The organism is Pseudomonas sp. R19M (genome assembly GCF_050312585.1).
Taxonomy (GTDB): Bacteria; Pseudomonadota; Gammaproteobacteria; order Pseudomonadales; family Pseudomonadaceae; genus Aquipseudomonas; species Aquipseudomonas palleroniana.
The window spans coordinates 179,874-205,344 of record NZ_JBNPJV010000093.1 but is presented as its reverse complement, the minus strand read 5'-3'; the positions used below and the strand labels follow the sequence as shown (position 1 = coordinate 205,344).

Here is a 25,471-nt window from a genome sequence, read left to right as displayed (position 1 = left end):
TCATTTCCTCGGGTCGAAGGCATCGCGAGCGGACTCGCCGATAAACACCAGCAAACTCAGCATGATCGCCAGCACGGCAAAGGCACTCATCCCCAGCCACGGCGCTTGCAGGTTGGATTTGCCCTGGGCCACCAGCTCGCCCAGGGATGGCGAACCGGCCGGCAAACCGAAGCCGAGGAAGTCGAGGGCCGTGAGGGTGCCGATGGCGCCGGTGAGAATGAACGGCATGAAGGTCATGGTCGAGACCATGGCGTTGGGCAGGATATGGCGGAACATGATCGCGCCATTTTGCATACCCAGCGCCCGGGCTGCGCGGACGTATTCCAGGTTGCGCCCGCGCAGGAACTCGGCGCGCACCACGTCCACCAGGCTCATCCAGGAGAACAACAGCATGATCCCCAGCAGCCACCAGAAGTTGGGCTGCACGAAGCTGGCGAGGATGATCAGCAGGTACAACACCGGCAAGCCCGACCAGATTTCCAGGAAACGCTGCCCGGCCAGGTCGACCCAGCCGCCGTAGAACCCCTGCAACGCGCCGGCGATAACGCCGATGATCGAGCTGAGGACGGTCAGGGTCAGGGCAAACAGCACCGACACCCGGAACCCGTAGATGACCCGGGCCAGGACATCGCGGCCCTGGTCATCGGTGCCCAGCAGGTTGACGCTTGACGGCGGTGCGGGCGCCGGGACTTTCAGGTCGTAATTGATACTCTGGTAGCTGAACGGGATCGGTGCCCATAAGGTCCACGCATCCTTGGCCTTGAGCAGCTCCTGGATGTACGGGCTCTTGTAGTTGGCCTCCAGCGGGAACTCGCCGCCGAAGGTCGTCTCGGGGTAGCGCTTGAGCGCTGGAAAGTACCAGTCGCCGTCGAAGTGCACCGCCAGCGGCTTGTCATTGGCGATCAGTTCCGCACCCAGGCTGAGCACGAACAGGATCAGGAACAGCCACAGCGACCACCAGCCGCGTTTGTTCGCCTTGAACCGCTCGAATCGGCGGCGATTGAGGGGGGACAGGTTCATCTCAATGCTCCCGGCTGGCGAAGTCGATGCGCGGATCGACCAGGGTGTAGGTGAGGTCGCCGATCAACTTCACGATCAGCCCCAGCAGGGTGAAGATGAACAGCGTACCGAACACCACCGGGTAGTCGCGGTTGATCGCCGCTTCAAAGCTCATCAGGCCCAGGCCGTCGAGGGAGAAGATCACTTCGACCAGCAACGAGCCGGTGAAGAAAATCCCGATGAAGGCCGACGGGAAACCGGCGATGACCAACAGCATCGCGTTACGGAATACATGGCCGTAGAGCACGCGATGGTGGGTCAGGCCTTTGGCCCTGGCGGTGATCACGTACTGCTTGTTGATCTCGTCGAGGAAGCTGTTTTTGGTCAGCAGCGTCATGGTCGCGAAGTTGCCGATCACCAGTGCGGTAATCGGCAGTGCCAGGTGCCAGAAGTAATCGAGGATTTTGCCGCCCCAACTCAACTCATCGAAGTTGTTCGAGGTGAGGCCGCGCAACGGGAACCAGTCGAAGTAACTGCCGCCGGCAAACACCACGATCAGCAGGATGGCGAAGAGGAACGCCGGGATCGCATAGCCGACGATGATCGCCGAACTGGTCCACACGTCGAAGTGGCTGCCGTGTCGCGTGGCCTTGGCGATGCCCAGCGGGATCGATACCAGGTACATGATCAGCGTGCTCCACAACCCGAGGGAGATGGACACCGGCATCTTCTCCTTGATCAGGTCGATGACCTTGGCATCGCGGAAGAAGCTGTCGCCGAAGTCCAGCCGGGCGTAGTTCTTGACCATGATCCACAAGCGTTCCGGCGCCGATTTGTCGAAGCCGTACATCTTCTCGATTTCCTTGATCAGCGCCGGGTCCAGCCCCTGGGCACCCCGATAACTGGAGCCGGCCACCGAGACTTCGGCACCGCCGCCGGCAATACGGCTGGTGGCGCCTTCAAAGCCTTCGAGCTTGGCGATCATCTGCTCAACCGGGCCGCCGGGGGCGGCCTGGATGATGATGAAGTTGATCAGCAATATGCCGAACAGCGTGGGGATGATCAGCAGCAGGCGGCGAACAATATAGGCCAGCATTCAATTGCCTCCGCTCGCCGGGTCGGCGCTTTGAGTCGTGTCCAGGGAAACCGCCGGCTTGACGTTGGGTTTAGCCCACCAGGTGATGGTGCCGACGTCATAGCGTGGCGGCACCTTGGGGTGGCCCAGGTGGTCCCAGTAGGCGACGCGGAACGTCTTGATGTGCCAGTTGGGAATGACGTAGTAGCCGAACTGCAGCACGCGGTCCAACGCCTTGGCATGAGCGACCAGGCTTTTGCGCGAGTCGGCGTTGATCAACTCTTCGACCAATTGGTCGACCGCCGGGTCCTTGAGGCCCATGTAGTTGCGGCTGCCGGGTTTGTCGGCGCTGGGGGAACTCCAGAACTCACGCTGCTCGTTGCCGGGCGATGTGGATTGGGGGAAGCTGCCCACCAGCATGTCGAAGTCGCGCGAGCGCAGGCGGTTGATGTACTGCGACACGTCGACCCGGCGAATCACCAGGTCGATGCCCAAATCGGCGAGGTTGCGCTTGAAGGGCAGCAGGATGCGTTCGAATTCGGTCTGGGCCAGCAGGAACTCAATGGTCACCGGTTTGCCGGTGGTGTCGACCATTTTGTCGTTGACGATCTTCCAGCCCGCCTGCTGCAGCAACTGGTAAGCCTCGCGTTGCTGGGCGCGGATCATGCCGCTGCCGTCGGTCTTGGCCGGTTCGAAGGCTTGGGTGAAGACCTCGGCCGGGATCTTGTCGCGCAGCGGTTCGAGAATCGCCAGCTCGTCCGGGCCGGGTAGACCGGTGGCGGCCATTTCCGAGTTTTCAAAGTAACTGCGGCTACGGGTATAGGCGCCGTTGAACAGTTGCTTATTGCTCCATTCAAAGTCCAGCAACAGGCTGATCGCCTTGCGCACACGTACATCCTGGAACATGGGCTTGCGGGTATTGAACACAAAACCCTGCATGCCGGTGGGGTTGCCGTTGGGGATCTCTTCCTTGATCAATCGGCCTTGAGCGACCGCCGGAATGTTGTAGGCGTTGGCCCAGTTCTTGGCGCTGATCTCCAGCCAGTAATCGAACTGCCCGGCCTTCAGCGCTTCCAGGGCGACGGTGTTATCGCGGTAATAGTCGGTGATGCGGCTGTCGAAGTTGTAGAAACCCTGGGTGACCGGCAGGTCCTTGGCCCAGTAGTCCTTGACCCGCTCATAACGAATCATGCGTCCGGCCTTGACCTCGGCGACCTTGTACGGCCCGCTGCCCAGAGGAATTTCCAGGTTGCCCTTGGAAAAGTCGCGGGTCGCCCACCAATGCTTGGGCAGTACCGGCAATTGCCCGAGGATCAGCGGTAACTCGCGATTGTTGGTGCGCTTGAACTTGAACAGCACGCGCAACGGGTCTTCAGCCACCACTTCATCAACGTCGGCGTAGTAGGTGCGATAGATCGGTGAACCGTCCTTGAGCAGTGTCTGGAAGGTGAACACCACATCGTCGGCGCGGATCGGCTGCCCATCATGAAAGCGCGCTTCGGGGCGCAGGTAGAAGCGTACCCAACTGTTATCCGGGGCCTTTTCGATCTTGCCGGCGACCAGGCCGTATTCGGTGACGGGTTCGTCCAGGCTTTGCATGGCCAGGGTGTCATAGACCAGGCCGATGTTATCGGCGGGCACACCTTTGCTGATGTAGGGGTTGAGGCTGTCGAAGCCGCCCATGGCCGACTCGCGGAAAGTACCGCCCTTGGGCGCATTGGGGTTTACGTAGTCGAAGTGCTTGAAGTCGGCGGGGTACTTCGGCGGCTCGTTGTAGAGCGTCAACGCATGTTGCGGCGCGGCTTGGGCCGCGGTACACAGCAAGAGGCTGCCAAGCAGTGCCGTACGCAAAAACATCATTGGGCTTTCTCCGAAGCTTTGAGCCACCACGCGCTCAGGCCCAGGCTGTAGGGCGGCGTGGTGACAAAGGCGAACCGGTTGCGGTAGGCCAGTCGATGATAGTTGAGGTACCAGTTGGGAATGCTGTAGTGCTGCCACAGCAGCACCCGGTCCAGCGCCCGGCCGGCGGCCAGTTGCTCCTCGCGGGTTTGCGCGGCGAGCAGTTGTTCCAGCAAGTGATCGACCACGGGGTTGGCGATGCCTGCATAGTTCTTGCTGCCCTTGATCGCGGCCTGGCTGGAGTGGAAGTACTGCCACTGCTCAAGACCCGGGCTCAAGGTCTGGTTGAGGGTCATCAGGATCATGTCGAAGTCGAACTGATCCAGGCGTTGCTTGTATTGCGCCCGGTCAACGGTGCGCAGGCGGGCGTCGACGCCGATGCTGATCAGGTTCTCGACATAGGGCTGCAGGATGCGCTCCAGGTTCGGGTTGACCAGCAGGATCTCCAGGCGCAGCGGCTGCCCCTGGCTGTCGAGCAAGCGTTGCCCCGACAGCTTCCACCCGGCGTCTGCGAGTAATGCCAAGGCACGACGCATGGTGTCGCGGGGAATGCCACGCCCATCGGTCTGCGGCAGGCTGAACGGCTGGGTGAATAGTGGCGCCGGCAACTGCTCGCGGTAGGGTGAGAGCATCAGCCATTCATGCCCCACCGGCACACCGGTCGCCGAAAACTCGCTGTTGGGGTAGTAACTGACGCTGCGTTTGTAAGCACTGCTGAACAGCGAGCGGTTGGTCCATTCAAAGTCGAACATCAGCCCCAGGGCTTCGCGCACTTTGGCTTGGCTGAAGGTCGGCCGCCGCGTGTTCATGAACAAACCCTGGCTTTGGGTCGGGATCTGGTGGGCGATCTGCGCCTTGATCACGTCGCCTCGGTTGACCGCCGGAAAGTTGTAGCCCGTGGCCCAGTTCTTGGCCTGGTGCTCGATATAGATGTCGAACTCGCCGGCCTTGAAGGCTTCGAACGCGACGTCACTGTCACGGTAGAACTCCACTTCGACCTTGTCGTAGTTGTAGAAACCCTGGTTGACCGGCAGGTCCTTGCCCCAGTAGTCCTTGACCCGCTCGAACACCAGTTGCCGCCCCGGCGTGACCTTGGTGATGCGGTACGGCCCGCTGCCCAGTGGCGGCTCGAAAGTGGTGGCCTTGAAGTCGCGGTTTTTCCAGTAATGCTGGGGCAGCACGGGCAACTCGCCCAGGCGCAGGATCAGTAGCGGGTTACCAGCGCGCTTGAAGACAAAGCGGATACGATGACGATTGAGAATGTCGACCCGCGCCACTTCCTGCAGGTTGGTGCGGTATTGCGGGTGGCCTTCGGTCAGCAGCGTACGGTAGGAAAACGCCACGTCATACGCTGTGATCGGCTTGCCATCGTGAAAGCGGGCTTCGGGGCGCAGATTGAACACCACCCAACTGCGGTCCTCGCTGTACTCCACCGATTGCGCGATCAGGCCGTAGCTGGACGTGGGCTCATCCCCGGACGGCGCGTACTGGCCGGTGCCGACCATCAGCGGTTCGTTCAGCTCGTTGACGCCGTATTGCAGGAAATTGGGAGTGGAAACCGGGCTGGTGCCCTTGAAGGTGTAGGGGTTGAGCGTGTCGAACGTGCCAAATGCCATCACCCGCAACGTACCGCCTTTGGGCGCTGCAGGGTTTACCCAATCGAAGTGGGTGAATTTGGCCGGGTACTTGAGCGTGCCGAACTGCGCGTAACCGTGGCTCTCGGTAATCGTCGCGTTCGCAGCAAAGCTCAAGGCCAGACTTATTAGTAGAAGGAGGGGACGCTTCAAGGCAGAGATCCGATCCAGGCGGCTTGGGCTTTATGATCGGTACAGTAACAGCTTGTTCCGGTTGGAAAAAGCTGGTTTATGTAGTGAGCGGGCTTGCCCCGCGCTGGGCGGCGCAGCCGCCCTAAACCAGGCCCCCCGGTCTTCCTGACACACCACGGCGTCCATGTTGGGGACACCTCATCTGTAGTGAGCGGGCTTGCCCCGCGCTGGGTGGCGCAGCCACCCTAAACCAGACCCCTCGGTCTTCCTGACACACCACGGCGTCTTTGTTAGGGCGGCTGCGCCGCCCAGCGCGGGGCAAGCCCGCTCACTACAGAACCGGCTATCGTGGGCCGGAAACGACGAGCATCTGCCCTGGCTTCAATGCCTGGCCGGTGCGCGGGTTCCAACGCTTGAGGTGTTGCATCTCAACGTTGAAGCGCTTGGCAACGATGTACAACGAGTCGCCTTTCTTGACCTTGTATTGCACCGGCTTCTTGCTGCTGGCCACGACTTTGCGCGTGTCCTGCATCACCAGGGTCTGGCCGACCTTGAGTGCCTGGCCGTTGAGCTTGTTCCAGCGTTGCAGGTCATGCACGTCGACCTTGTTCGCCTTGGCGATCAGGGTGAGGTTGTCGCCAGTGCGCACCTTGTAGCTGCGGGTACGTCCGGCAACGGCTTTTGTCTCGACTTCGTCGAACACGGCCTTTTTCGGGCGCATGGCCAGCAATTCCTCCGGCCGCATCGTCGAAAGGGTGCTGGTCAGCAGATGCGCCTTGGAACTGGGCACCAGCAGATGCTGGGGGCCGTCCAGGGTGGTGCGTTGTTTCAGGGCCGGATTGAGCTGGAACAGCTCGTCTTCGTCGATTTCAGCCAGTGCCGCGACCCGTGACAGGTCCATGCTCTGTTTGACTTCAACCACTTCGAAGTACGGCTGGTTGGCGATCGGGCTCAGGTTGACACCGTATGCCTCCGGTGCCAGTACCACTTGGGACAGCGCCAGGAACTTGGGCACATAGTCTTTGGTTTCCTGGGGCAGGGGCAGGTTCCAGTAGTCGGTGGGCAGGCCGAGTTTCTCGTTACGCTCGATGGCCCGGCTGACCGTGCCTTCGCCGGCGTTATACGCCGCCAGGGCCAGCAACCAGTCGCCGTTGAACATGTCATGCAGGCGCGTCAGGTAGTCCAATGCGGCGGTCGTGGAAGCGGTGATGTCACGGCGGCCGTCGTAGGCGCGGGTCTGGCGCAGGTTGAAGTAGCGCCCGGTGGAGGGAATGAACTGCCACAAACCGACCGCATCGCTACGCGAATAGGCCATTGGGTTGTAGGCACTTTCAATCACCGGCAGCAGCGCCAGCTCCAGGGGCATGTTGCGTTCTTCAAGGCGCTCGACGATGTAGTGAATGTAGAGGCTGCCGCGTTCTCCGGCGTTTTCCAGAAAGGACGGGTTGCTGGCGAACCACAAGCGCTGTTGCTCGATGCGCGGGTTGACGCCCAGGCCTTCCTGCAATTGAAAGCCCCGTCGCATGCGTTCCCAGACATCCTGGGGCACTTCGGGGCTGGGCTTCTCTGAGAGCCAGATAGGTTTTTGCTTGATCTTGGCGGCAAGATTGGGTTTGGGTTGCACGGTGGATTGTGCAGCGAAATTTGTCGATTGGCAGCCCGCCAGAGTCGCGGACACAGCCACCGCCACGGCTTGAGCCAGGCGGGTCAATGCGTCTGAAGAAATGGATTTACGAATAGATGACGACATTGGCTGGAAGTAAGTTCCGGGCAAAAATGTCGGGCGATTCTAGAAAGCGCTTCGGTTCCGGTCAACCATTCAGAAATTGCGTATCAGATTGCTTCCCGTTAGAACTTATCTTTCCACGCCCTCAAGCTAGCAAACACCTCGGCCCCAGAGCGGTTGTCGCGACCGTTCCGTTCGTCCGCTTTTTGTTTAACGGATGTTTCAGCGGTGCGCAGGAAAGGGTTGGTGCGTTTTTCCAGGGCCAGGTTCGACGGCAGTGTCATCTCGCCACGGGCTCGCAACTGGTTGACGTCAGCCACCCGTTCGGCAATATCGGCGTTATCCGGCTCCACGGCCTGGGCGAATTTAAGGTTGCTTTGCGTGTACTCGTGAGTGCAATACACCAACGTGTCGGCGGGCAGGGCGGCGAGGCGTTGCAGCGAGGCGTGCATTTGCTCTGGAGTGCCTTCGAACAGGCGCCCACAGCCGGCGGCGAACAGCGTGTCGCCACAGAACAGCACGCCCTGGTGGTAATAGGCTATATGGCCCAGGGTGTGGCCGGGCACCGTATAGACGTCGAAGTCCCAGCCCAGGACCGTGACACGGTCGTTATCCTGCAGGGCAATGTCGCGTGCCGGGATCTTCTCACTGGCCGGGCCGTAGACCTTGGCGTCGGTAGCACTTTTCAAGGGCTCCACACCGCCGACATGATCATGGTGGTGGTGGGTGATCAGGATATCGCTGAGCTGCCAGCCGGGGTTGGCCTGGAGCCAGGCGAGCACCGGCCCGGCATCGCCAGGGTCGACGACGGCGCAGCGCTGGGTGCTTGGGTCTTGTAACAACCAGATGTAGTTGTCGGTGAAGGCGGGTAGCGCACTGATCTGTATCATTCTTCGATTCGCCAAGCTGAACACATTGGTGCATCTTAGAACGTCTAGGCGAGTTGGAGAATGCAATGACTGATAAAGCGTTCGCCCAGGCCGATCCTGAGTGGCTGGCCCTGATCAGCGCGGCCCGCGAGTGGCTGTCCGGGCCGATAGGGCAATTTCTGCTGGACGAAGAACGGCGCATGCTCGAAGACGAGCTGGGGCGCTTCTTCGGCGGTTACCTGGTGCATTACGGCCCCTCGGCGCAGACGCCGCCGTCGGCCCCGCAGGTGCAGCGCAATGTGCGTCTGGGGGCGCCGTTGCCCGGTGTGGAAATCGTCTGCGAGGAACAAGCCTGGCCACTGAGCGAGCACGCCGCCGATGTGGTGGTGTTGCAACATGGCCTGGATTTTTGCCTGTCTCCCCACGGTTTGCTCCGTGAAGCCGCCAGCAGCGTACGCCCCGGTGGCCATCTGCTTATTATCGGCATCAACCCCTGGAGCAGTTGGGGAATGCGCCATCTGTTCGCCCATGACGGCCTGCGCCAGGCGCGCTGCATCGCGCCGTCGCGGGTGGGAGACTGGCTGAACCTGCTGGGCTTCGCGCTGGAGAAACGCCGCTTCGGGTGCTATCGTCCGCCGCTTGCGTCGACCAAGTGGCAGGCACGCCTGGCCGGCTGGGAGCGCCGGGCCGGGGCCTGGCAGCTGTCGGGTGGTGGCTTCTATTTGTTGGTGGCGCGCAAGATTGTGGTCGGGCTTCGGCCGGTGCGCCAGGTGCTACGCCAGCCCGTGGGCAAGCTGGTGCCGATGCCGATGGCCAAGGTCAACCGCAAGCAGAGTGAACCGTAAAACCCTTTTTTTGATTTCAGGCCGAGTGACCGATGACCGATAGCGTAGAACTCTTCACCGACGGCGCCTGCAAGGGCAACCCTGGCCCGGGCGGCTGGGGTGCCCTGCTGGTGTGCAAGGGCGTGGAGAAGGAACTGTGGGGCGGCGAAGCCAACACCACCAACAACCGCATGGAGCTGATGGGCGCCATTCGTGGCCTGGAAGAGCTCAAGCGCCGCTGCAACGTGCTGCTGGTGACTGACTCGCAGTACGTGATGAAGGGCATCAATGAGTGGATGGTCAACTGGAAAAAACGGGGTTGGAAGACTGCCGCCAAGGAACCGGTCAAGAATGCCGACCTGTGGCAATTGCTCGATGAACAATGCAATCGCCACGACATTACCTGGAAATGGGTACGCGGGCATATCGGCCATCCCGGTAACGAGCGGGCAGACCAGTTGGCTAACCGTGGCGTGGACGAAGTGCGGGGTTACAAGCAGAGCTGATGTTCAGAGTGCGACGATGGCCTGTGCCAGTTGCATGTCGGTAAAGGTTTGCCCTGGCAGGCGTTCGCGAATGTGTACCAGCGCCGCCTCCAGGCGCACACCACGGATCTGGCCATCCGTGGCAACAAAAGATTCGGCGTCGTCCCGTGCCGCTTGAACGATCTTGTCATCCTTGAATGACGAACTGGTGCCCCGAGTGGCACTCATGGACAGGCTGACCAGTGCGTCGGTGGTCATGACGAAGCTGGTGGCGTGTGCCGTGCAGGTGCTGCCCAACAGCAACAGGGTGCACAGTAGTTTTGGCGGGTTCATGGTGGTTGTGGGTTCTGCATCAACTAGGGCGTGCAGGCTAACAAGGGCGCCTTGGGCAAAACTGCTGCAGCTTTGCTAAGGATTGTAAAAAACTGTCGAGCCTTGAGCGCCTTGGCCCGGTCTTGGGTTGCCCGGGCCATGGCGTGCTAAGATTGCGCGCCTTGAAATACACCACACCGCTGAGAGTTGAACCCTGATGGCCATCCGATCCGTAGTACTCGATACCGAAACCACCGGCATGCCGGTGACCGATGGTCACCGGATCATCGAGATCGGCTGCGTCGAGTTGATGGGCCGTCGCCTCACCGGCCGTCATTTCCATGTCTACCTGCAACCGGATCGGGACAGTGACGAGGGCGCTATCGCCGTTCACGGCATCACCGATGAATTCCTCAAAGGCAAACCGCGCTTTGCCGAAGTGGCCGATGAGTTCTTCGAATTCATCAACGGCGCCCAACTGATCATCCACAACGCGGCGTTCGACGTCGGCTTCATCAACAACGAATTCGCCCTGATGGGGCAGATGGACCGGGCGGATATTTCCCAGCACTGCTCGATCCTCGATACTCTGATGATGGCGCGTGAACGCCACCCGGGCCAGCGCAACAGTCTCGATGCATTGTGCAAACGCTACGGCGTCGACAACTCCGGCCGTGAACTGCACGGCGCCTTGCTCGACTCCGAGATTCTCGCCGACGTCTACCTGACCATGACCGGTGGCCAGACCAGCCTGTCCCTGGCTGGTAATGCATCCGACGGCAGCGGCTCGGCGGAAGGCTCGGGCAATCGCCCATCGGAAATTCGCCGGCTGCCGGCTGATCGTAAAGCGACCGCCATTATCCGTGCCAGCGAGCAGGACCTGGCCGAGCATGCGGCGCGATTGGAAGCGATTGCCAAGGCGGCGGGTGCACCGGCGTTGTGGTCGCAGCTGGCGGAGCAATAATCTTCATTCGCCACATTCTCTTCCAGCTTCTACCCTGAGTGCATAGCCCTCAGGACCACAAGCCGTCATGTACAAAGACTTGAAGTTTCCCGTTCTGATCGTGCATCGCGACATCAAGGCCGACACCGTTGCCGGTGACAGGGTTCGAGGCATCGCCAGGGAATTGGAACAAGAGGGCTTCAGTATCTTTTCTGCCGTGGACTATGCCGAGGGGCGGCTGGTGGCATCGACCCATCACGGCTTGGCCTGCATGCTGATTGCCGCTGAAGGTGCCGGGGAAAATACCCATCTGCTGCAAAACATGGTCGAACTGATTCGCCTGGCACGGGTGAGGGCGCCCAACCTGCCGATCTTCGCGCTGGGCGAGCAAGTCACTCTGGAAAACGCTCCGGCGGACGCCATGAGTGAGCTCAATCAACTGCGCGGCATTCTTTATCTGTTCGAAGACACGGTGCCGTTTCTCGCCCGGCAGGTGGCTCGCGCTGCGCGGACCTACCTGGACGGTTTGTTGCCACCGTTCTTCAAGGCCCTGGTCCAGCACACCGCCGATTCCAATTACTCTTGGCACACCCCCGGCCACGGAGGCGGCGTGGCCTATCGCAAAAGCCCGGTGGGGCAGGCGTTCCATCAGTTTTTCGGTGAGAACACGCTGCGTTCGGATTTGTCCGTTTCAGTACCGGAACTCGGTTCGCTGCTGGATCACACCGGGCCGCTGGCCGAAGCTGAAGCCCGCGCCGCACGCAACTTTGGCGCTGACCACACCTTCTTCGTCATCAATGGCACATCCACCGCCAACAAGATCGTGTGGCACTCCATGGTCGGCCGTAACGACCTGGTGCTGGTGGATCGCAACTGCCACAAGTCGGTACTGCACTCGATCATCATGACTGGGGCGATCCCGCTTTACCTGTGCCCGGAGCGCAACGAGCTGGGCATCATCGGCCCGATTCCCCTGAGCGAATTCAGCCCCGAGGCCATCCGTGCCAAGATCGACGCCAGCCCCCTGACCCGTGGCCGGCCGGCGAAGGTGAAGATGGCGGTGGTGACCAATTCGACCTACGACGGCTTGTGCTACAACGCCGAGCTGATCAAGCAGCAATTGGGCAGCAGTGTCGAGGTGCTGCACTTCGATGAGGCCTGGTACGCTTACGCGGCCTTTCACGAGTTTTTTGCCGGGCGCTACGGCATGGGCACTTCACGCACACCGGACAGCCCCCTGGTGTTCACCACCCACTCGACGCACAAGTTGCTGGCCGCCTTCAGCCAGGCGTCGATGATCCATGTTCAGGATGGTGGCGCCCGCCAACTGGATCGTGACCGCTTCAACGAAGCCTTCATGATGCATATCTCCACTTCGCCGCAATACAGCATCATCGCCTCGCTGGACGTCGCCTCGGCAATGATGGAAGGGCCGGCCGGGCGCTCGCTGTTGCAGGAAATGTTCGACGAAGCCCTGAGCTTTCGTCGTGCGTTGGCCAACCTGCGCCAGCATCTGGCCGCTGACGATTGGTGGTTCTCGATCTGGCAACCGCCGTCGGTGGCGGGCATCGACCGGGTTGTCACGACGGACTGGCTGTTGCATCCCGGCGACGACTGGCATGGTTTTGGCGACGTGGCCGAGGATTATGTGCTGCTGGACCCGATCAAAGTGACGCTGGTGATGCCCGGCCTCAACGCCGGAGGAGCCTTGAGCGACCGGGGTATCCCGGCGGCGGTGGTCAGCAAGTTCCTCTGGGAACGCGGGCTGGTGGTGGAGAAGACCGGTCTGTATTCATTCCTCGTGTTGTTCTCCATGGGCATTACCAAAGGTAAATGGAGTACCTTGCTCACCGAATTGTTGGAGTTCAAGCGTAGCTACGATGCCAATGTCAGCCTGGCCAGCTGTTTGCCATCGGTGTATGCCCAGGGGCCGTCGCGCTATCAGGGTCTGGGGCTGCGTGACCTCTGTGATCAATTGCACAGTTGTTACCGCAGCAATGCCACCGCCAGGCACCTCAAGCGCATGTACACGGTGTTGCCGGAAATCGCGATGAAACCGGCCGACGCCTACGACCAACTGGTGAGAGGTGAGGTGGAAGCCGTTTCCATCGATGCCTTGCCTGGGCGCATCGCAGCGGTGATGCTGGTGCCTTATCCGCCGGGCATTCCGTTGATCATGCCCGGCGAGCGTTTTACCGAGGCAACGCGGTCGATCATTGATTACCTGGCATTCGCCCGCACGTTCGACAGCGGCTTCCCTGGGTTTGTCGCCGATGTTCATGGGCTGCAGCACGAAGATGACGGTCATGGTCGTTGTTACACCGTCGATTGCATCAAGGATTAAGGATGGTTATGCACGCAGTGATGAACGTGAAGTATCCGGGGCTCAGTGTCCGCGTGGCCGACGAGGGCTTCGATGCCTATGTGTGGGGCAATGACTTCAGCTTTGAGGTCAGCGGCTACGGCCAGCCGCAGATGGGCAAGCGGGTTGACGAATGGCCTGTGGAGCGGATCCTGCCGTACCGCAAGTGCTATGGCATAGACCCGGAAGAGTTCGCCAGTTTCCGTAACGCCGCCGACAGCGCAGTCTTCATGGCTTACCTCGATGATCGGGCGGTAGGGCATATTGTGGTGAGCACCAACTGGAATGGCTTTGCCCATGTTGATGAGTTGGCGGTGGTCCTGTCTGCGCGTCGCCATGGTGTGGCCAAGGCGCTGCTGGACGTGGCGCAGTTCTGGAGCCGCAAGAAAAACCTGCCGGGCATGATGCTGGAAACCCAGAACAACAACCTCGGGGCCTGCCGCTTGTATGAGCGGTGTGGCTATGTGATGGGGGGCGTCGACCACCTGCGCTATCGGGGCATTGATCCGCAAACCCGCGAAGTGGCGATCTTCTGGTACCGCTTGTTCAAGACGGAAACCGCAGCGTCCTAGCCTGCCAACAGGCCTTCTGCCTTCTGCGTGACAATCTCCAGCAACGCATTCAGGGCAGGGGCCGTCACGCTGTCCTTCAGGGTCAGCGCATACAGGCTGACCTGGATCGGCGGTGACAGCAGGCACGCGTCCAACCCTGCTTCCCGTGCGCCGAATGCGGTAAACGGGTCGACAATCGCCAAGCCTTCCCCGGCCTCCACCATGCTGCGCATCATCTGGTAGGTCTGTACGCGCGTTTGCACCACCGGCAGCGGGCGCAGGGCACGCAGCTTGGCGTCCAGCAGGCGGCTGAGCGGGTCCTGGCCTTCGAGACCGATCATCGACTGCCCCGCCAAGTCCTGCAAGGCAATGTACTTCTGCCTGGGTTTGAGCCAGCCATGGGGAGCGAGCAGTTGCAATTTGCCTTGGGCCAATACGGTGCTTTGAATTTGTGGATGTTCCGGGTCATGCAGGCTCAGGCCCACATCGGCCTCGTGCAACAACAGGCTCCTGACAATTTCCCGGGTCGGCAGGCTCGACAGGTTGCACGGCGTGTCCTGGAAGCGTCGGCGTAGCATGGCGATGCTTTGCGGCAGCAACTGGTTGGCCAGGGGCGGGGTGCACAGGGCGCGCAGGGTCGGCGCGTGATGGTGTTTCAACCGGCTGGCCAGGCGTTGCACCGGCTCCAGGGCCTCGTAGAGGTGGGCGATTTCGGCCTGCAGTTCCAGGGTCTCGCGCGTGGCTTGCAAGCGCCCACGCACACTGGCAAACAGCATGAAACCTAATTGCTGCTCGGCGTCTTTGAGCACGGCGTCTACATCGCCCACGGGGAGTTGCAACCATTCGGCGGCAGTGCCGAGGTGTCCGGTTTGCAAGATGGCCTGAATCACTTCGATATGACGTAAACGCATCGCCGGAGTCTAGGGTGCGCGCGACGGTGTTTCAATGGCCGGGGCAAAAGAGCGCATGTTGCGAGGGCATATCGGGTAATCATGCGTGCAACTGCAACGAGCAGGCCCTATAAAGAGCGTATTGATTTTATCAAGGAGGCGTACCCATGCGCGGACTGACCACAGTGGCTGGACCGTTGCACACCCAACGCGGTTATACGCGTTGGGCGGCATTGACGGTGGTGCTGGTCATCGGCCTGTTGGCCGTGGCCTTGGGGCCGCGGTTGTTTGGTGATGTGACCCTGGTCGAGATCGCCAGCGCCAAAGCCCAGGTGAGCCAGCTCGGTGAGGCCGTCGAACGCTTTCATCAAGATACCGGTCGCTATCCTGGCGATGAGGAGGGGCTTGAAGCGCTCATCCGGCAACCCGCCGGAGAGGCCAGCTGGAAGGGCCCTTATGTCGACGAGGCGTTGCTGACGGATCCTTGGGGTATTGCCTACCAGTATCACTATCCGTCGAGCCAGCCCAATACTCCCTTCGATCTGTTCTCCTTCGGCAAGGACCGCACGCTGGGCGGCGTCGGGGATAACAAGGATATTACCTACGGCGACCTCTGATACATCTGGCATAACCTGGCGACCTGATTAGAATGGTGCATCTGATCATCAACGACCAATGCCGATGACTCGGCACTTAAAACAACAACAGGTCTGGTCTCAAATGCCTCTACCCACGAACATCTTCGGGGTAACGGCCAAGCAACTCCTGGTACTGGCAACCCTGGGGTGTGCGGCTGCTTATCTCTTGAACAATCAAGAAGAACATTCACCTGAAACCCTGGCGCTCGAAGCGTTTATCCGTTCCCAGGAACAGGTGAGCGAGCGCGTCGGCGCCGTGCTGGAAATGGCGTTGGTCAGGCAGGTTGTGGCTTACCCCACCAACACTACATCGGGGTACAAGCGTTCGATGTTTGTCGTCGAGGGCGAGAGAGGGCAGTTGATGGTGACGCTCAAGCAAATGGACGGCGAGCCAGGGGTCGAGGTGACTGAGATGCGTAGCCGGTGATCCGCCAGCCCAGTCAGTGGCAGCCAGGGCCAGGACTGAGCAGGTCGACCAGGCGAGATCTTATGAGGCGAGGGTGGTTTGCGATTCGCGCACGATGATCGTGCCTGACTGGATCAATTTGAATTCATCACCTTCCAGTTTTTCTACGCGGTCGCCAATGGCCAACTTGTAGGTGGTGGTAGGCGTCGAGCCAGCCTGGCTGTCCTGCGCCGGGTTGGATTCCTGGAACTCATGCACCGAATACACACGTCCTTCTGCGTCTCTGGCATGGAACTGTCCGACAAGTACTGCAGCCATCTGTTTAGAACCTCTGGAGATAAACACTCGATTTCGGTTCTGTAGACCGTCATGAAGCGGGGTAGTTTACCTATAAGAAAAAAATACTATTCGTTGAAATTTTCAGACACTTCCTACGCGCTTCCTGCACATTGCGCGCTGCGGAAAACCTCTGGAGGATTATCACAACCTGCTGGTGATCACGCCGCGAAGGCTCTATAACTACACACTCCTTAGTCAGACGTCGGGAAAAATCAATGAGCAAGGTCTACACGGTTGCCGTCCTGGTGGGCAGCTTGAGAAAAGCCTCGATCAACCGCAAGGTCGCCCTGGCATTGGCTGAACTGGCCCCTGCCAACCTCAAGTTGAACATTGTCGAAATTGGCGATTTGCCGCTCTATAACGAGGATATCGACGGTGCTACACCGCCGGCAGCCTACAGTACTTTCCGTCAGCAGGTCAGTTCATCCGACGCGGTGTTGTTTGTGACCCCGGAATACAACCGTTCCGTGCCCGCGCCGTTGAAGAATGCCATCGACGTCGGTTCCCGCCCATACGGGCAAAGCGCCTGGAGTGGCAAGCCCGGGGCGATCATCAGCGTTTCGCCGGGTGCCATTGGTGGGTTTGGCGCCAACCATCATCTGCGCCAGTCCCTGGTGTTCCTCGACGTGCCCTGCATGCAGCAGCCGGAAGCCTACCTGGGTGGTGCGGGCAGCGTGTTTGACGAGGCGGGCAAACTCTCGGACAAGACCCGGCCGTTTCTGCAGGCGTTTATCGATGCCTTCGGCAAGTGGGTTGCCAAACAGAACGGCTGATGCCCTCGAACCCGGCCGACAAGGCCGGGTTTTACTGAGGGTTCAGGCCAGTTGATCGGCCAGCAGCAGCGCCAGTGCGGTACTTTTCAGGCGCGATGCCCGATCGACTTCCGGCCCCAGGATCGTCTTCTCCACATACAGTGAATGCACGTTCGTCACTCCAATAAAGCCGAGCCAGGCGTCCATGTACGGGCGCTGGAAATCCATGGCCTGGGCGCCCGGTGCGGAAAAATCCATGCCGCGCGCATACACATTGACGGCGGTCTTGTCCTGCAGCAAGCCTCGCAGGCCGTGCTCGGGGCTGAACTCGAACAGCACGTCCTTCTGTGACACCACGTCGATAAAGTGCTTGAGCTTGTAGGGCACGGCGAAATTCCACAGTGGCACCGAAAACACCAGCACGTCAGCCTGATGCAGATAGGCGGCCAGGGATTTCAGCGCAGCCCAGGCGCCGGCCTGTTCCTCGGTCAAGGGCGTGCCGCTGAGACCGGCGTACTTGGCGTCCATGATCGCGCCATTGAACTCCGGAAGCTCCAGGGCCCATAGATCCAGGGTGATCACTTCTGTATCCGGAGCATTGTGCTGATAGCGGGCGATAAATTGGCGGGCGACATCCAGGGACGCGGAGCGCTGTTTACGTGGAGAACATTCGATGTGCAGGAGCGTGGTCATGATGGGCCTCGGGGCAGTTGACCCAGGCATTGCAACATAGTGATGATTGAAATATAAATCGTGTTTTCAGTGCTCATTAATCATTAATTAAAATATGTTCGACATCCTGCTACTCAAAACCTTCGTCGCTGTGGTGGATGAAGGTGGCTTCAGTCGCGCCGCGGCCCGCTTGCATCTCACGCAGTCGGCGGTGAGTGGTCATCTGCGGCGCCTGGAAGAGCAGGTCGGCAAGTCTCTGCTGATCCGCACCACGCGCGCCCAGCAACTGACGCCGGACGGCGCGCGGCTGATCGCTTATGCACGGGGTATTTTGGCGCTGAACCGGGATGCCTGGGCCGAGCTGACGCGCTCGACCTGGGAAGGCCACCTGCGCCTGGGTGTTTCCGAGGAGTTCGCCGAAGCACGACTGCTGCGCGAATTGCAGGCCGCCGCCGCCGAGTACCCGGGCATGCAGATCAGCGTGCAAGTGGGCATTCCCGGTACGTTATTGGCCCTGATGAAGCAGGGCGAGCTCGACGTGGTGGTGGGATCGTTGTGCGAGTCCGGCGAGCCAGGCCTGGCCTTGTGGCAGGAGCCGCTCGTATGGGCCTGGTGCGCGCAGCCGCGTGCGGTGTTGCCGACGCCCCTGCCACTGGCGCTGTTTCCCGAGCCCTGCCCGTATCGAGAGGCGGCCCTGACCCGCCTGGCGCAGGCCAATATCACGCAGCGCACCGCCGTCCTGTGTACCAGCTATGCCGGGTTGCACGCCGCGGCGCTGGCCGGTTTTGCCATCGCGCCCATGGTTCGCAGCCAGGTAGGCGCGGGCTTGACGGTACTCGGTGCTGAGCACGGTTTACCCGCGCTGCCCGATGCGCAGTTTCGCCTGTTCAGTGCGCCGGATGCGGACCCACGCCTGGTTGAGGTGATCACCCAGGTGGTGGTCCGCTATGGCGCCGCTCCACGCAGTTGAAGGTCAGCGCAACCAGTTGGTGCGCGCCAGCTCAATCACTTCATCGCCACGCCCGCTCATGACCGCCTTGAGCATGTACAGGCTGAAGCCCTTGGCCTGTTCCAGCTTGATACTCGGGGGCATCACCAGCTCTTGGGTAGCGGTGACAACGTCTACCAGCACCGGGCCGTCATGGGCCAGCGCGCGGCGGAGTGCCGGTTCCAGGTCTTCGGATTGCTCCACGCGGATCCCCAGGATCCCCATGGCGTTGGACATGGCCGCGAAGTCCGGATTTTTCAGCTCGGTACCGGTATCGAGATAGCCCGCCGCTTTCATTTCCATGGCGACAAAACCCAGGGACGCATTGTTGAACACGATGACTTTCACCGGCAGTTGCAGTTGTGCCAGTGAGATGAAGTCCCCCATCAGCATGGTGAACCCGCCGTCGCCGGACATCGAAATCACCTGGCGCCCAGGAAACGCCGCTTGGGCACCGATGGCCTGGGGCATGGCGTTGGCCATGGAGCCGTGATTGAACGAGCCGATCAGGCGGCGCTTGCCATTCATTTTCAGGTAGCGGGCGGCCCAGACGGTCGGCGAGCCCACATCGGCGGTGAAGATTGCATCATCGTCCGCCAGTTCACTGAGCAAGCGTGCGACGTATTGCGGGTGAATCGGGCGGTTGGCTTTTGATGGCTGTGCCAGCTCATCCAGCCCCTGGCGGGCTTTCTCGTAATGCTTCAACGAGGTGTCGAGAAAGCTGCGATCGGTCTTGCGGGTCAGGCGGGGCAGCAGTGCATCGATGGTTTCACCGACATCGGCGGCGATGCCCAGGTCCAGCGCGACACGACGGCCCAGGGCCTGGGCATTGTGGTCGACCTGAATGATGGTCGCGTCGGTCGGGTAGAACTGACGGTAGGGAAAGTCGGTGCCGAGCATGACCAGCGTGTCGCAGTTGAGCATGGCGTGGTAGCCCGAGCTGAAGCCGATCAAGCCGGTCATGCCCACGTCGAAGGGGTTATCCCATTCCACATGCTCCTTGCCGCGAAGGGCATGCACCACCGGCGCGCCCAGGGCGTCGGCCAGCGCAACGACCTGGTCGTGGGCACCGGCACAGCCGCTGCCGCATAGCAGGGTCACTTTCTGGCTGCCCTGGAGCAGGTCGGTGAGGCGCTGCAGGTCCTGTTCGGCCGGTAGCGTGCGCGGCGCATGCAGGGCCGGCCAGGGCTTGAGCCGGTCTTCGACTTCCAGCAGCGACACATCCCCCGGAATCACCACCACGGCCACGCCCCGGTTGAGAATTGCCGAGCGCATGGCACGGTGCAGCACCTCGGGCATCTGCGCGGGGTTGCTCACCAGTTCGATGAAATGGCTGCACTCCTTGAACAGTTCCTGGGGATGGGTTTCCTGAAAGTAATTGAGGCCGATCTCCGAAGAGGGGATTTGCGCAGCGATAGCCAGTACCGGCACGTGATTACGATGGCAGTCGAACAGGCCATTGATCAGATGCAGGTTACCCGGCCCGCAACTGCCGGCGCATACCGTCAGCTCGCCGGTGACGGCGGCCTCGGCTCCGGCGGCGAACGCCGCGACCTCTTCGTGGCGTACATGCATCCATTCGATGCTGTCCATGCTGCGCAGAGCGTCAGTCAGGCCGTTGAGGCTGTCGCCAGTCAGGCCCCAGATACGCTTGATGCCCGCTTGCTCGAGTGTGGTCGCCAATTGCTGGGCCAGGTTGATTTTCGCCATGAAGCACTCCAATCGTCAGTGAGATGAAAAGCGTCTGATCAGAAGAGGACAGTTCAATCAGGGCGTATGTTCACCCCGCTGCATGAAGCTTGTGTCATCTGTCCTGCAAAAACTCAGGCACTTGATGACATAACGTGTAGTCATGGAACTCTGGTTTTGTGCATGGCCACTGAGGAGATGAAGCGGCAGGGAGCCCTCTCCTAAACATGTCAGAGGTCTAGCTATGCGGTTATCCAGTCAGTCTGCTATTTCGTCACCGGTTCCAATGGTTCACCCGCAAACAACAGGCACTTCTGCCCCGGCGTTGCCTGACGTGCGGGTTCCAAGTGTTTCGAATGTAACGCGGGATTCAACTCGCCATATGGAGCGCTCTACTCAATACCCTATGGCGAGCGAGGAAGAGATCCATACCCGAAACAGGCGTAGTTTGAAGCGTTCAAGGCGACCCAGGCCGCACGTGGAGGCAGACTCGGGCAAGCCACCTGTGTCATCTAAACCAGCCAAGCCGATTGTGCCTCCATTGCCACCTGTGCCGACGCCGCTGCCCAAGCCGATAACCAAGCTGAAAGGTACCCAGGCCTCTCTGGGTGACTCCCAGAAAATTGTCGGGTTGAACAAAAACAACGCGTTCCCACCACTCCCCAAGCAAGTTGCCGCCAGCGCGCGCAGCGCCTTCGTGAATGCGGCCGTAGGCGGTCTGATCAATATCCCATTCACGGTGGGGGAGCATTTTGCGTCTAAAACCATTATCGCCAGGATTGAAGCGCAAGCCAAAATGCCAGGCGCCGAACAGGTCAACGCAAGCGGCGTCAAGACGACCGTAGACCCAGGCGCTACGGAACAGCAAAAAATTGAGGCGCGCCTGGAGAACAATGAAATAAAACTGGAGTTGATGGTCAATTCAATCCTGTCCATCAACGAAGGTCCAGACGCCCCGGCAGTGGGCAAAGGCCCTGACGCGCCCACCGACACGGGCGGGCGTTTGGCCAATCTGGAAAAAACCATGGATGTTGTTGAGGCGCAGATGAAAGACATCGGGAAAAGATACGGGCTTATTTATGAGCCGTATGTCGCGCCCACTTCATCCGAAACACCGACTGAGCAGTCTCGCCTGGAGGTCATCGAGCAGCGGTTGATCCATATGAACCGAATGCTCAAGCGGCTAACCAAGAATGCGGAAGCGGATGCTGAATAGCGCCTGGGTTAAAGCAAGAAAAGCCAGGTGAAAAAAATGGGCACGCCGACGGGGTCGGGTGCCCATTTTTTCATTCAGGCTTAACGTCGACGAAACAGCGGCAGCGGTTCATCGGTTGCAGCCTGGTAAGTCACCGAGAAATCCTTGAGGCTTTCCAGCGCTTCGTACGGGTCTTTGTCGGCGCGCAAGGCGAAGGCATCGAACCCGCAACGGTGCAGGTAGAACAGTTGGTCGCGCAGTACATCGCCAATCGCACGCAGTTCGCCTTTGTAACCGTAACGGTCACGCAGCAGACGGGCGTTGGAGTAGTTACGACCGTCGGTGAAGGCCGGGAAGTTCAGGGCGATGACCTGGAAGTGCTGCAGGTCTTCACCGATCTCTTCGGCTTCTTCATCGGCGTCCAGCCACACGCCCAGTCCACCGTCGCGGGCCTTGAGGGCGTGGCCGTGTTCGCGCCACAGGGCCAACGGCACGATCAGGTCGTCGCAGTTGGAGATGCCGTCGAAGCTCGCGTCCTTGGGCAGCAGGTGCCAGGTTTCGTCGACGACTTGGTTGTTCTTAATGATTCGCTGCATAGACGCGCTCCTTGAACAGGTCGATGCCGATGCGCTGGTAGGTATCGATGAAACGCTCATCTTCGGTACGCTGTTCGATGTACACATCGATCAGTTTGCCGATCACCTCGGGCATGGCTTCCTGGGCGAAGGACGGGCCGAGGATCTTGCCCAGGCTCGCATCACGGCTGGCGCTGCCGCCCAGGGACACTTGATAGAATTCTTCGCCTTTCTTGTCCACGCCCAGGATGCCGATGTGACCGACGTGGTGGTGACCACAGGCGTTCATGCAGCCGGAGATGTTCAGGTCCAGCTCGCCGATGTCGAACAGGTAATCCAGGTCGTCGAAACGGCGTTGGATCGATTCGGCAATCGGGATCGACTTGGCGTTGGCCAGGGAGCAGAAATCGCCACCCGGGCAGCAGATGATGTCGGTCAGCAGGCCGATATTCGGCGTGGCGAAACCGCTTTCGCGCAGCTCGCCCCACAGCGTGAACAGTTGGCTCTGCTCAACGTCGGCGAGGATGATGTTCTGCTCGTGGGAGGTGCGCAGTTGGCCGAAGCTGTAGCGGTCGGCCAGATCGGCGACGGCGTCCAGTTGCTTGTCGGTGATATCACCCGGCGCAACGCCGGTCGGTTTCAGCGACAGGGTCACCGCCACATAGCCCGGCTGCTTGTGCGCCAGGGTGTTGCGGGCACGCCAGCGGGCGAAGCCAGGGTGTTGCTGGTCGAGGGCGGCGAATTCAGCGTCCTGGTTGGCCAGGGCCTTGTACTCGGGGTCAACGAAGTGCTTGGCCACGCGGTGGACTTCGGCTTCGGTCAGGGTGGTCTGGCCGCCGCGCAGGTGTTCCATTTCGGCGTCGACTTTCTGGGCAAATACCTCAGGGGTCAGCGCCTTGACCAGGATCTTGATCCGGGCCTTGTATTTGTTGTCACGACGGCCGTAGCGGTTGTAGACCCGCAGGATGGCGTCGAGGTAGCTCAACAGGTCCTGCCACGGCAGGAACTCGTTGATGAACGCACCGACCACCGGGGTACGGCCCAGGCCGCCACCTACCAGCACACGGAAGCCCAGCTCGCCGGCTGCGTTGTACACCGGCTCCAGGCCGATGTCGTGCACTTCGATCGCTGCGCGGTCCGAGGTCGAGCCATTGATGGCGATCTTGAACTTGCGCGGCAGGTAGGCGAATTCGGGGTGGAAGGTGGTCCATTGGCGGACGATTTCACACCAGGGGCGCGGGTCGATCAGTTCGTCGGCCGCTACACCGGCAAATTGGTCGGTGGTGACGTTACGCAGGCAGTTACCGCTGGTCTGAATGGCGTGCATCTGCACGGTGGCCAGTTCAGCCAGGATGTCCGGCACATCTTCCAGCGCCGGCCAGTTGAACTGTACGTTCTGGCGCGTACTGATGTGGGCATAGCCCTTGTCGTAGTCGCGGGCAATCTTGGCCATCATGCGAACCTGGCGCGAAGTCAGCTGGCCATAGGGCACGGCCACCCGCAGCATCGGCGCAAAGCGCTGAACATAAAGGCCATTTTGCAGGCGCAGAGGGCGGAACTCTTCTTCGCTCAGTTCACCTGCCAGATAGCGTCGGGTCTGATCACGGAACTGCTTGACGCGGTCCTCGATGATGCGCTGATCGTATTCGTCGTATACGTACATATAGGTCCTGTTCTCGGCAAATCTGCGCGCACGGCCGCGCACTCCCAACGGAGCCGGCGCACGATACCAGTTTGCGTTTATGCGCAAAAGTGATGTTTGAGTATATGTAAATAACCAAATTGACTAATGAGAACGGTTATCGCGATACCCACATTTGTCATACGGGCAATCATGAACTTTACTGTGGTCGAGTCTTAGTGCAGTCACCTATAAAACCGACAAGAGGCGATGCGATGAGCAATTCTACAAAGGCCCGTAAACCTGACAGTACCGTTGATGCCTGGGCGATTTTGTTTTTGATCGTTCTGGTGGTGGGCACCGCAGTATTCTGGGTGAGCCACCAGTAAAAAGGCTGTCGCTGAGCCTCGATTGACTGTCGCAATGCCACTATCATGGCGGTCAATGCTCAAGGCTCGGACAACCATGTTGAAGGTTCTGATTACGTGTGTGTGGTTGCTGGGGGCGGCGTACGGGACGATGGCCCAGGCCGCTTCGGTGGTGTTTCTCAATCCCGGCCTGTCGACGGAAACCTTCTGGGTCAGTTATGCGCAATTCATGCAGGCCGCGGCCAAGGACCTCGGCCTGGATTTGCGCGTGCGTTATTCCGAGCGCGACACTCGCAACACCCTGGCCCAGGCCCGGGAAGCGCTGCAAGGCGCTGAGCGCCCCGATTACCTGGTGCTGGTCAACGAACAGTACGTCGCCCCGCAAATTCTGCGCATGGCCCAAGGCAGTGGGGTCAAGTTATTGCTCGTGAATAACGCGCTGACGGCTGATCAGGCGCAAATGCTCGGCAGCGGCGTCAATTGGCTCGGCAGTATGGTGTCCAACGACGAGCAGGCCGGTTACCTGATGCTCAACGACCTGCTGCGTGCTCACGGCCCGGCGGCGCCTGGCGAGACCATAGAGCTGTTGGCATTCTCCGGCGTCAAGACCACCCCGGCGGCCTTGCTGCGTGAGCAGGGCCTGCGTCGCGCTCTGGCCGAACACCCGCAGGTGCGCCTGCGCCAGCTGGTCTATGGCGAGTGGAACCGCCAGCGCGCCTATGAGCAGGCCACGCTGCTATTCAAGCGCTACCCGCGGACGACGCTGGTGTGGTCGGCCAATGACGAGATGGCGCTGGGCGCGATGCAGGCCCTGCAAGACAGCGGCCGCGTACCCGGTAAGGACGTGCTGTTCAGTGCGCTCAACAGCTCGCCGGAGGTCTTGAACGCGCGCCTGGATGGGCGGCTGACAACCTTGGTGGCCGGGCATTTTACCCTGGGCGGTTGGGCGATGGTGTTGATCAATGATGATGCCAAGGGCGTCGACATCAGTGCCCATGGCGGGCGCGACCGCCAGGAAGCGCTATTCCAACTGATCGATACCGCCCAGGCCCGACGTTTGCTCGAGCCTATGGCAAAGGTGGATTTCCGTGCACTGTCCGCCGTCGACAAGCCGGCTTCCTACCGTTACCCCTTCAGCCTGCAACTGCTGTTGCGCTAGACGCCGGCCAGGTGCAGCACGAGCTTGACGATACCGAACAAGGTCAAGGCAAACACCACGGTAAACAGAATGCCCAGCGCTACAAAGTGGCTGGGCTTGCCGTGGGTAAAGTCCCGGGCGCGGTTCTTGCCGCTCTGTACGCCGAAGGCGGCAGCCACGACGCTGTGAAGCATCTGCCAGAAGGTAGGAGGCTTGTTGTTGACTGGATCGTCCATACATCCCTCGACACAAGGTGTGTGAGAGATAGCATAGCCGCTGGCGGGTCGTAGTGAGCGGGCTTGTCCTAATGCCAGTCAGTTAAGCGATAGAACGGACGATGAATAACTTGTGGGAGGGAGCAAGCCCCCTCCCACAGTCGCCGCGGTCCT

25 protein-coding genes are annotated in these 25,471 nt (G+C 60.4%); 11 read left to right on the top strand and 14 right to left on the bottom strand.

Translation table 11 applies throughout. The features are described from left to right. The 6 genes from ACQRBT_RS24445 to gloB form a co-directional block, all read right to left on the bottom strand. Nucleotides 1-1,020, bottom strand: a complete 1,020-nt coding sequence (locus ACQRBT_RS24445; RefSeq protein ID WP_017738565.1) for an ABC transporter permease — start codon at nt 1,018-1,020, stop codon at nt 1-3. A gap of 1 nt (nt 1,021) precedes the next feature. Continuing rightward, nucleotides 1,022-2,095, bottom strand: a complete 1,074-nt coding sequence (locus ACQRBT_RS24440) for a microcin C ABC transporter permease YejB (protein ID WP_412046802.1) — start codon at nt 2,093-2,095, stop codon at nt 1,022-1,024. After that, nucleotides 2,096-3,934, bottom strand: coding sequence for an extracellular solute-binding protein (locus tag ACQRBT_RS24435; RefSeq protein ID WP_412046803.1), 1,839 nt, complete (start codon nt 3,932-3,934; stop codon nt 2,096-2,098). It abuts the gene before it with no gap. Next, nucleotides 3,931-5,760, bottom strand: coding sequence for an extracellular solute-binding protein (locus ACQRBT_RS24430; RefSeq protein ID WP_104993447.1), 1,830 nt, complete (start codon nt 5,758-5,760; stop codon nt 3,931-3,933). The genes ACQRBT_RS24435 and ACQRBT_RS24430 overlap by 4 nt, the downstream gene beginning before the upstream one ends. A gap of 322 nt (nt 5,761-6,082) precedes the next feature. Continuing rightward, nucleotides 6,083-7,489, bottom strand: a complete 1,407-nt coding sequence (locus tag ACQRBT_RS24425) for a transglycosylase SLT domain-containing protein (RefSeq protein WP_060757140.1) — start codon at nt 7,487-7,489, stop codon at nt 6,083-6,085. 98 nt (nt 7,490-7,587) lie between these two features. Continuing rightward, nucleotides 7,588-8,355, bottom strand: a complete 768-nt coding sequence (gloB, locus tag ACQRBT_RS24420) for a hydroxyacylglutathione hydrolase (protein ID WP_090371531.1) — start codon at nt 8,353-8,355, stop codon at nt 7,588-7,590. A gap of 65 nt (nt 8,356-8,420) precedes the next feature. On the opposite strand from gloB, the gene ACQRBT_RS24415 reads away from it, so the two are divergent. Together ACQRBT_RS24415 and rnhA are read left to right on the top strand one after the other, a co-directional pair. Then, nucleotides 8,421-9,179 (top strand): class I SAM-dependent methyltransferase, encoded by a 759-nt coding sequence (locus tag ACQRBT_RS24415; protein WP_060757138.1) that lies wholly within the window; start codon nt 8,421-8,423, stop codon nt 9,177-9,179. A 32-nt stretch (nt 9,180-9,211) separates the two neighbouring features. Further along, complete coding sequence (gene rnhA, locus ACQRBT_RS24410) at nt 9,212-9,664, top strand: ribonuclease HI (RefSeq protein WP_003173571.1); 453 nt, start codon at nt 9,212-9,214, stop codon at nt 9,662-9,664. A gap of 3 nt (nt 9,665-9,667) precedes the next feature. On the opposite strand, the gene ACQRBT_RS24405 is transcribed toward rnhA, so the two are convergent. Next, nucleotides 9,668-9,976 carry a DUF2388 domain-containing protein gene (locus ACQRBT_RS24405; RefSeq protein WP_161549481.1) on the bottom strand — a complete coding sequence of 103 codons (309 nt, stop codon included), beginning with the start codon at nt 9,974-9,976 and terminating at the stop codon, nt 9,668-9,670. Nucleotides 9,977-10,178: 202 nt separating this feature from the next. Here ACQRBT_RS24405 and dnaQ point away from each other — a divergent pair, with 202 nt between their 5' ends. The 3 genes from dnaQ to ACQRBT_RS24390 all read left to right on the top strand — a co-directional run bounded on the left by dnaQ (nt 10,179) and on the right by ACQRBT_RS24390 (nt 13,832). Continuing rightward, nucleotides 10,179-10,919, top strand: coding sequence for a DNA polymerase III subunit epsilon (dnaQ, locus tag ACQRBT_RS24400; RefSeq protein WP_201026499.1), 741 nt, complete (start codon nt 10,179-10,181; stop codon nt 10,917-10,919). Between the two features lie 67 nt (nt 10,920-10,986). Then, entirely contained in the window at nt 10,987-13,242 is a 2,256-nt protein-coding gene (locus ACQRBT_RS24395; RefSeq protein ID WP_060757135.1) for an Orn/Lys/Arg decarboxylase N-terminal domain-containing protein, read from the top strand. Between the two features lie 20 nt (nt 13,243-13,262). Further along, nucleotides 13,263-13,832, top strand: a complete 570-nt coding sequence (locus ACQRBT_RS24390) for a GNAT family N-acetyltransferase (RefSeq protein WP_060757208.1) — start codon at nt 13,263-13,265, stop codon at nt 13,830-13,832. On the opposite strand, the gene ACQRBT_RS24385 is transcribed toward ACQRBT_RS24390, so the two are convergent. After that, the gene (locus ACQRBT_RS24385; RefSeq protein ID WP_412046804.1) at nt 13,829-14,722 is read right to left on the bottom strand and encodes a LysR substrate-binding domain-containing protein; all 894 of its coding nucleotides are present in this window, start codon (nt 14,720-14,722) and stop codon (nt 13,829-13,831) included. The two genes, ACQRBT_RS24390 and ACQRBT_RS24385, sit on opposite strands and share 4 nt — an antisense overlap. Before the next feature lie 146 nt (nt 14,723-14,868). On the opposite strand from ACQRBT_RS24385, the gene gspG reads away from it, so the two are divergent. Next, complete coding sequence (gene gspG / locus ACQRBT_RS24380) at nt 14,869-15,318, top strand: type II secretion system major pseudopilin GspG (protein WP_412046805.1); 450 nt, start codon at nt 14,869-14,871, stop codon at nt 15,316-15,318. Between the two features lie 103 nt (nt 15,319-15,421). Beyond that, complete coding sequence (locus tag ACQRBT_RS24375; RefSeq protein ID WP_104996118.1) at nt 15,422-15,766, top strand: hypothetical protein; 345 nt, start codon at nt 15,422-15,424, stop codon at nt 15,764-15,766. Between the two features lie 60 nt (nt 15,767-15,826). Here ACQRBT_RS24375 and ACQRBT_RS24370 read toward each other — a convergent pair whose 3' ends face one another. After that, nucleotides 15,827-16,063: a hypothetical protein gene (locus ACQRBT_RS24370; protein WP_017136925.1), complete on the bottom strand. Its 237-nt coding sequence runs from the start codon at nt 16,061-16,063 to the stop codon at nt 15,827-15,829. A gap of 236 nt (nt 16,064-16,299) precedes the next feature. Here ACQRBT_RS24370 and ACQRBT_RS24365 point away from each other — a divergent pair, with 236 nt between their 5' ends. Continuing rightward, nucleotides 16,300-16,857: an NADPH-dependent FMN reductase gene (locus ACQRBT_RS24365; protein ID WP_161549485.1), complete on the top strand. Its 558-nt coding sequence runs from the start codon at nt 16,300-16,302 to the stop codon at nt 16,855-16,857. Nucleotides 16,858-16,899: 42 nt separating this feature from the next. Here the strand turns inward: ACQRBT_RS24365 and ACQRBT_RS24360 are convergent, their stop codons facing one another. Then, nucleotides 16,900-17,529: an FMN-dependent NADH-azoreductase gene (locus tag ACQRBT_RS24360; protein ID WP_060757131.1), complete on the bottom strand. Its 630-nt coding sequence runs from the start codon at nt 17,527-17,529 to the stop codon at nt 16,900-16,902. Nucleotides 17,530-17,623: 94 nt separating this feature from the next. On the opposite strand from ACQRBT_RS24360, the gene ACQRBT_RS24355 reads away from it, so the two are divergent. Continuing rightward, nucleotides 17,624-18,478, top strand: coding sequence for a LysR family transcriptional regulator (locus tag ACQRBT_RS24355; RefSeq protein ID WP_412046806.1), 855 nt, complete (start codon nt 17,624-17,626; stop codon nt 18,476-18,478). 3 nt (nt 18,479-18,481) lie between these two features. Here the strand turns inward: ACQRBT_RS24355 and poxB are convergent, their stop codons facing one another. After that, a complete protein-coding gene (poxB, locus tag ACQRBT_RS24350; protein WP_412046807.1) occupies nt 18,482-20,206 on the bottom strand; it encodes a ubiquinone-dependent pyruvate dehydrogenase in 1,725 nt (574 codons plus the stop codon). Between the two features lie 484 nt (nt 20,207-20,690). On the opposite strand from poxB, the gene ACQRBT_RS24345 reads away from it, so the two are divergent. Beyond that, entirely contained in the window at nt 20,691-21,401 is a 711-nt protein-coding gene (locus tag ACQRBT_RS24345) for a type III secretion effector protein (protein WP_412046808.1), read from the top strand. Nucleotides 21,402-21,481: 80 nt separating this feature from the next. Here the strand turns inward: ACQRBT_RS24345 and ACQRBT_RS24340 are convergent, their stop codons facing one another. Together ACQRBT_RS24340 and ACQRBT_RS24335 are read right to left on the bottom strand one after the other, a co-directional pair. Continuing rightward, nucleotides 21,482-21,976 carry a DUF934 domain-containing protein gene (locus tag ACQRBT_RS24340; protein ID WP_060757128.1) on the bottom strand — a complete coding sequence of 165 codons (495 nt, stop codon included), beginning with the start codon at nt 21,974-21,976 and terminating at the stop codon, nt 21,482-21,484. Then, nucleotides 21,960-23,618, bottom strand: coding sequence for a nitrite/sulfite reductase (locus tag ACQRBT_RS24335; protein WP_060757127.1), 1,659 nt, complete (start codon nt 23,616-23,618; stop codon nt 21,960-21,962). The genes ACQRBT_RS24340 and ACQRBT_RS24335 overlap by 17 nt, the downstream gene beginning before the upstream one ends. A gap of 423 nt (nt 23,619-24,041) precedes the next feature. Between ACQRBT_RS24335 and ACQRBT_RS24330 the strand changes: the two genes are divergently transcribed. Next, nucleotides 24,042-25,103, top strand: coding sequence for an ABC transporter substrate-binding protein (locus ACQRBT_RS24330; protein WP_412046809.1), 1,062 nt, complete (start codon nt 24,042-24,044; stop codon nt 25,101-25,103). Here ACQRBT_RS24330 and ACQRBT_RS24325 read toward each other — a convergent pair. After that, nucleotides 25,100-25,318, bottom strand: a complete 219-nt coding sequence (locus ACQRBT_RS24325; protein ID WP_060757125.1) for a DUF2970 domain-containing protein — start codon at nt 25,316-25,318, stop codon at nt 25,100-25,102. The two genes, ACQRBT_RS24330 and ACQRBT_RS24325, sit on opposite strands and share 4 nt — an antisense overlap. Between the last annotated feature and the right edge of the window lie 153 nt (nt 25,319-25,471).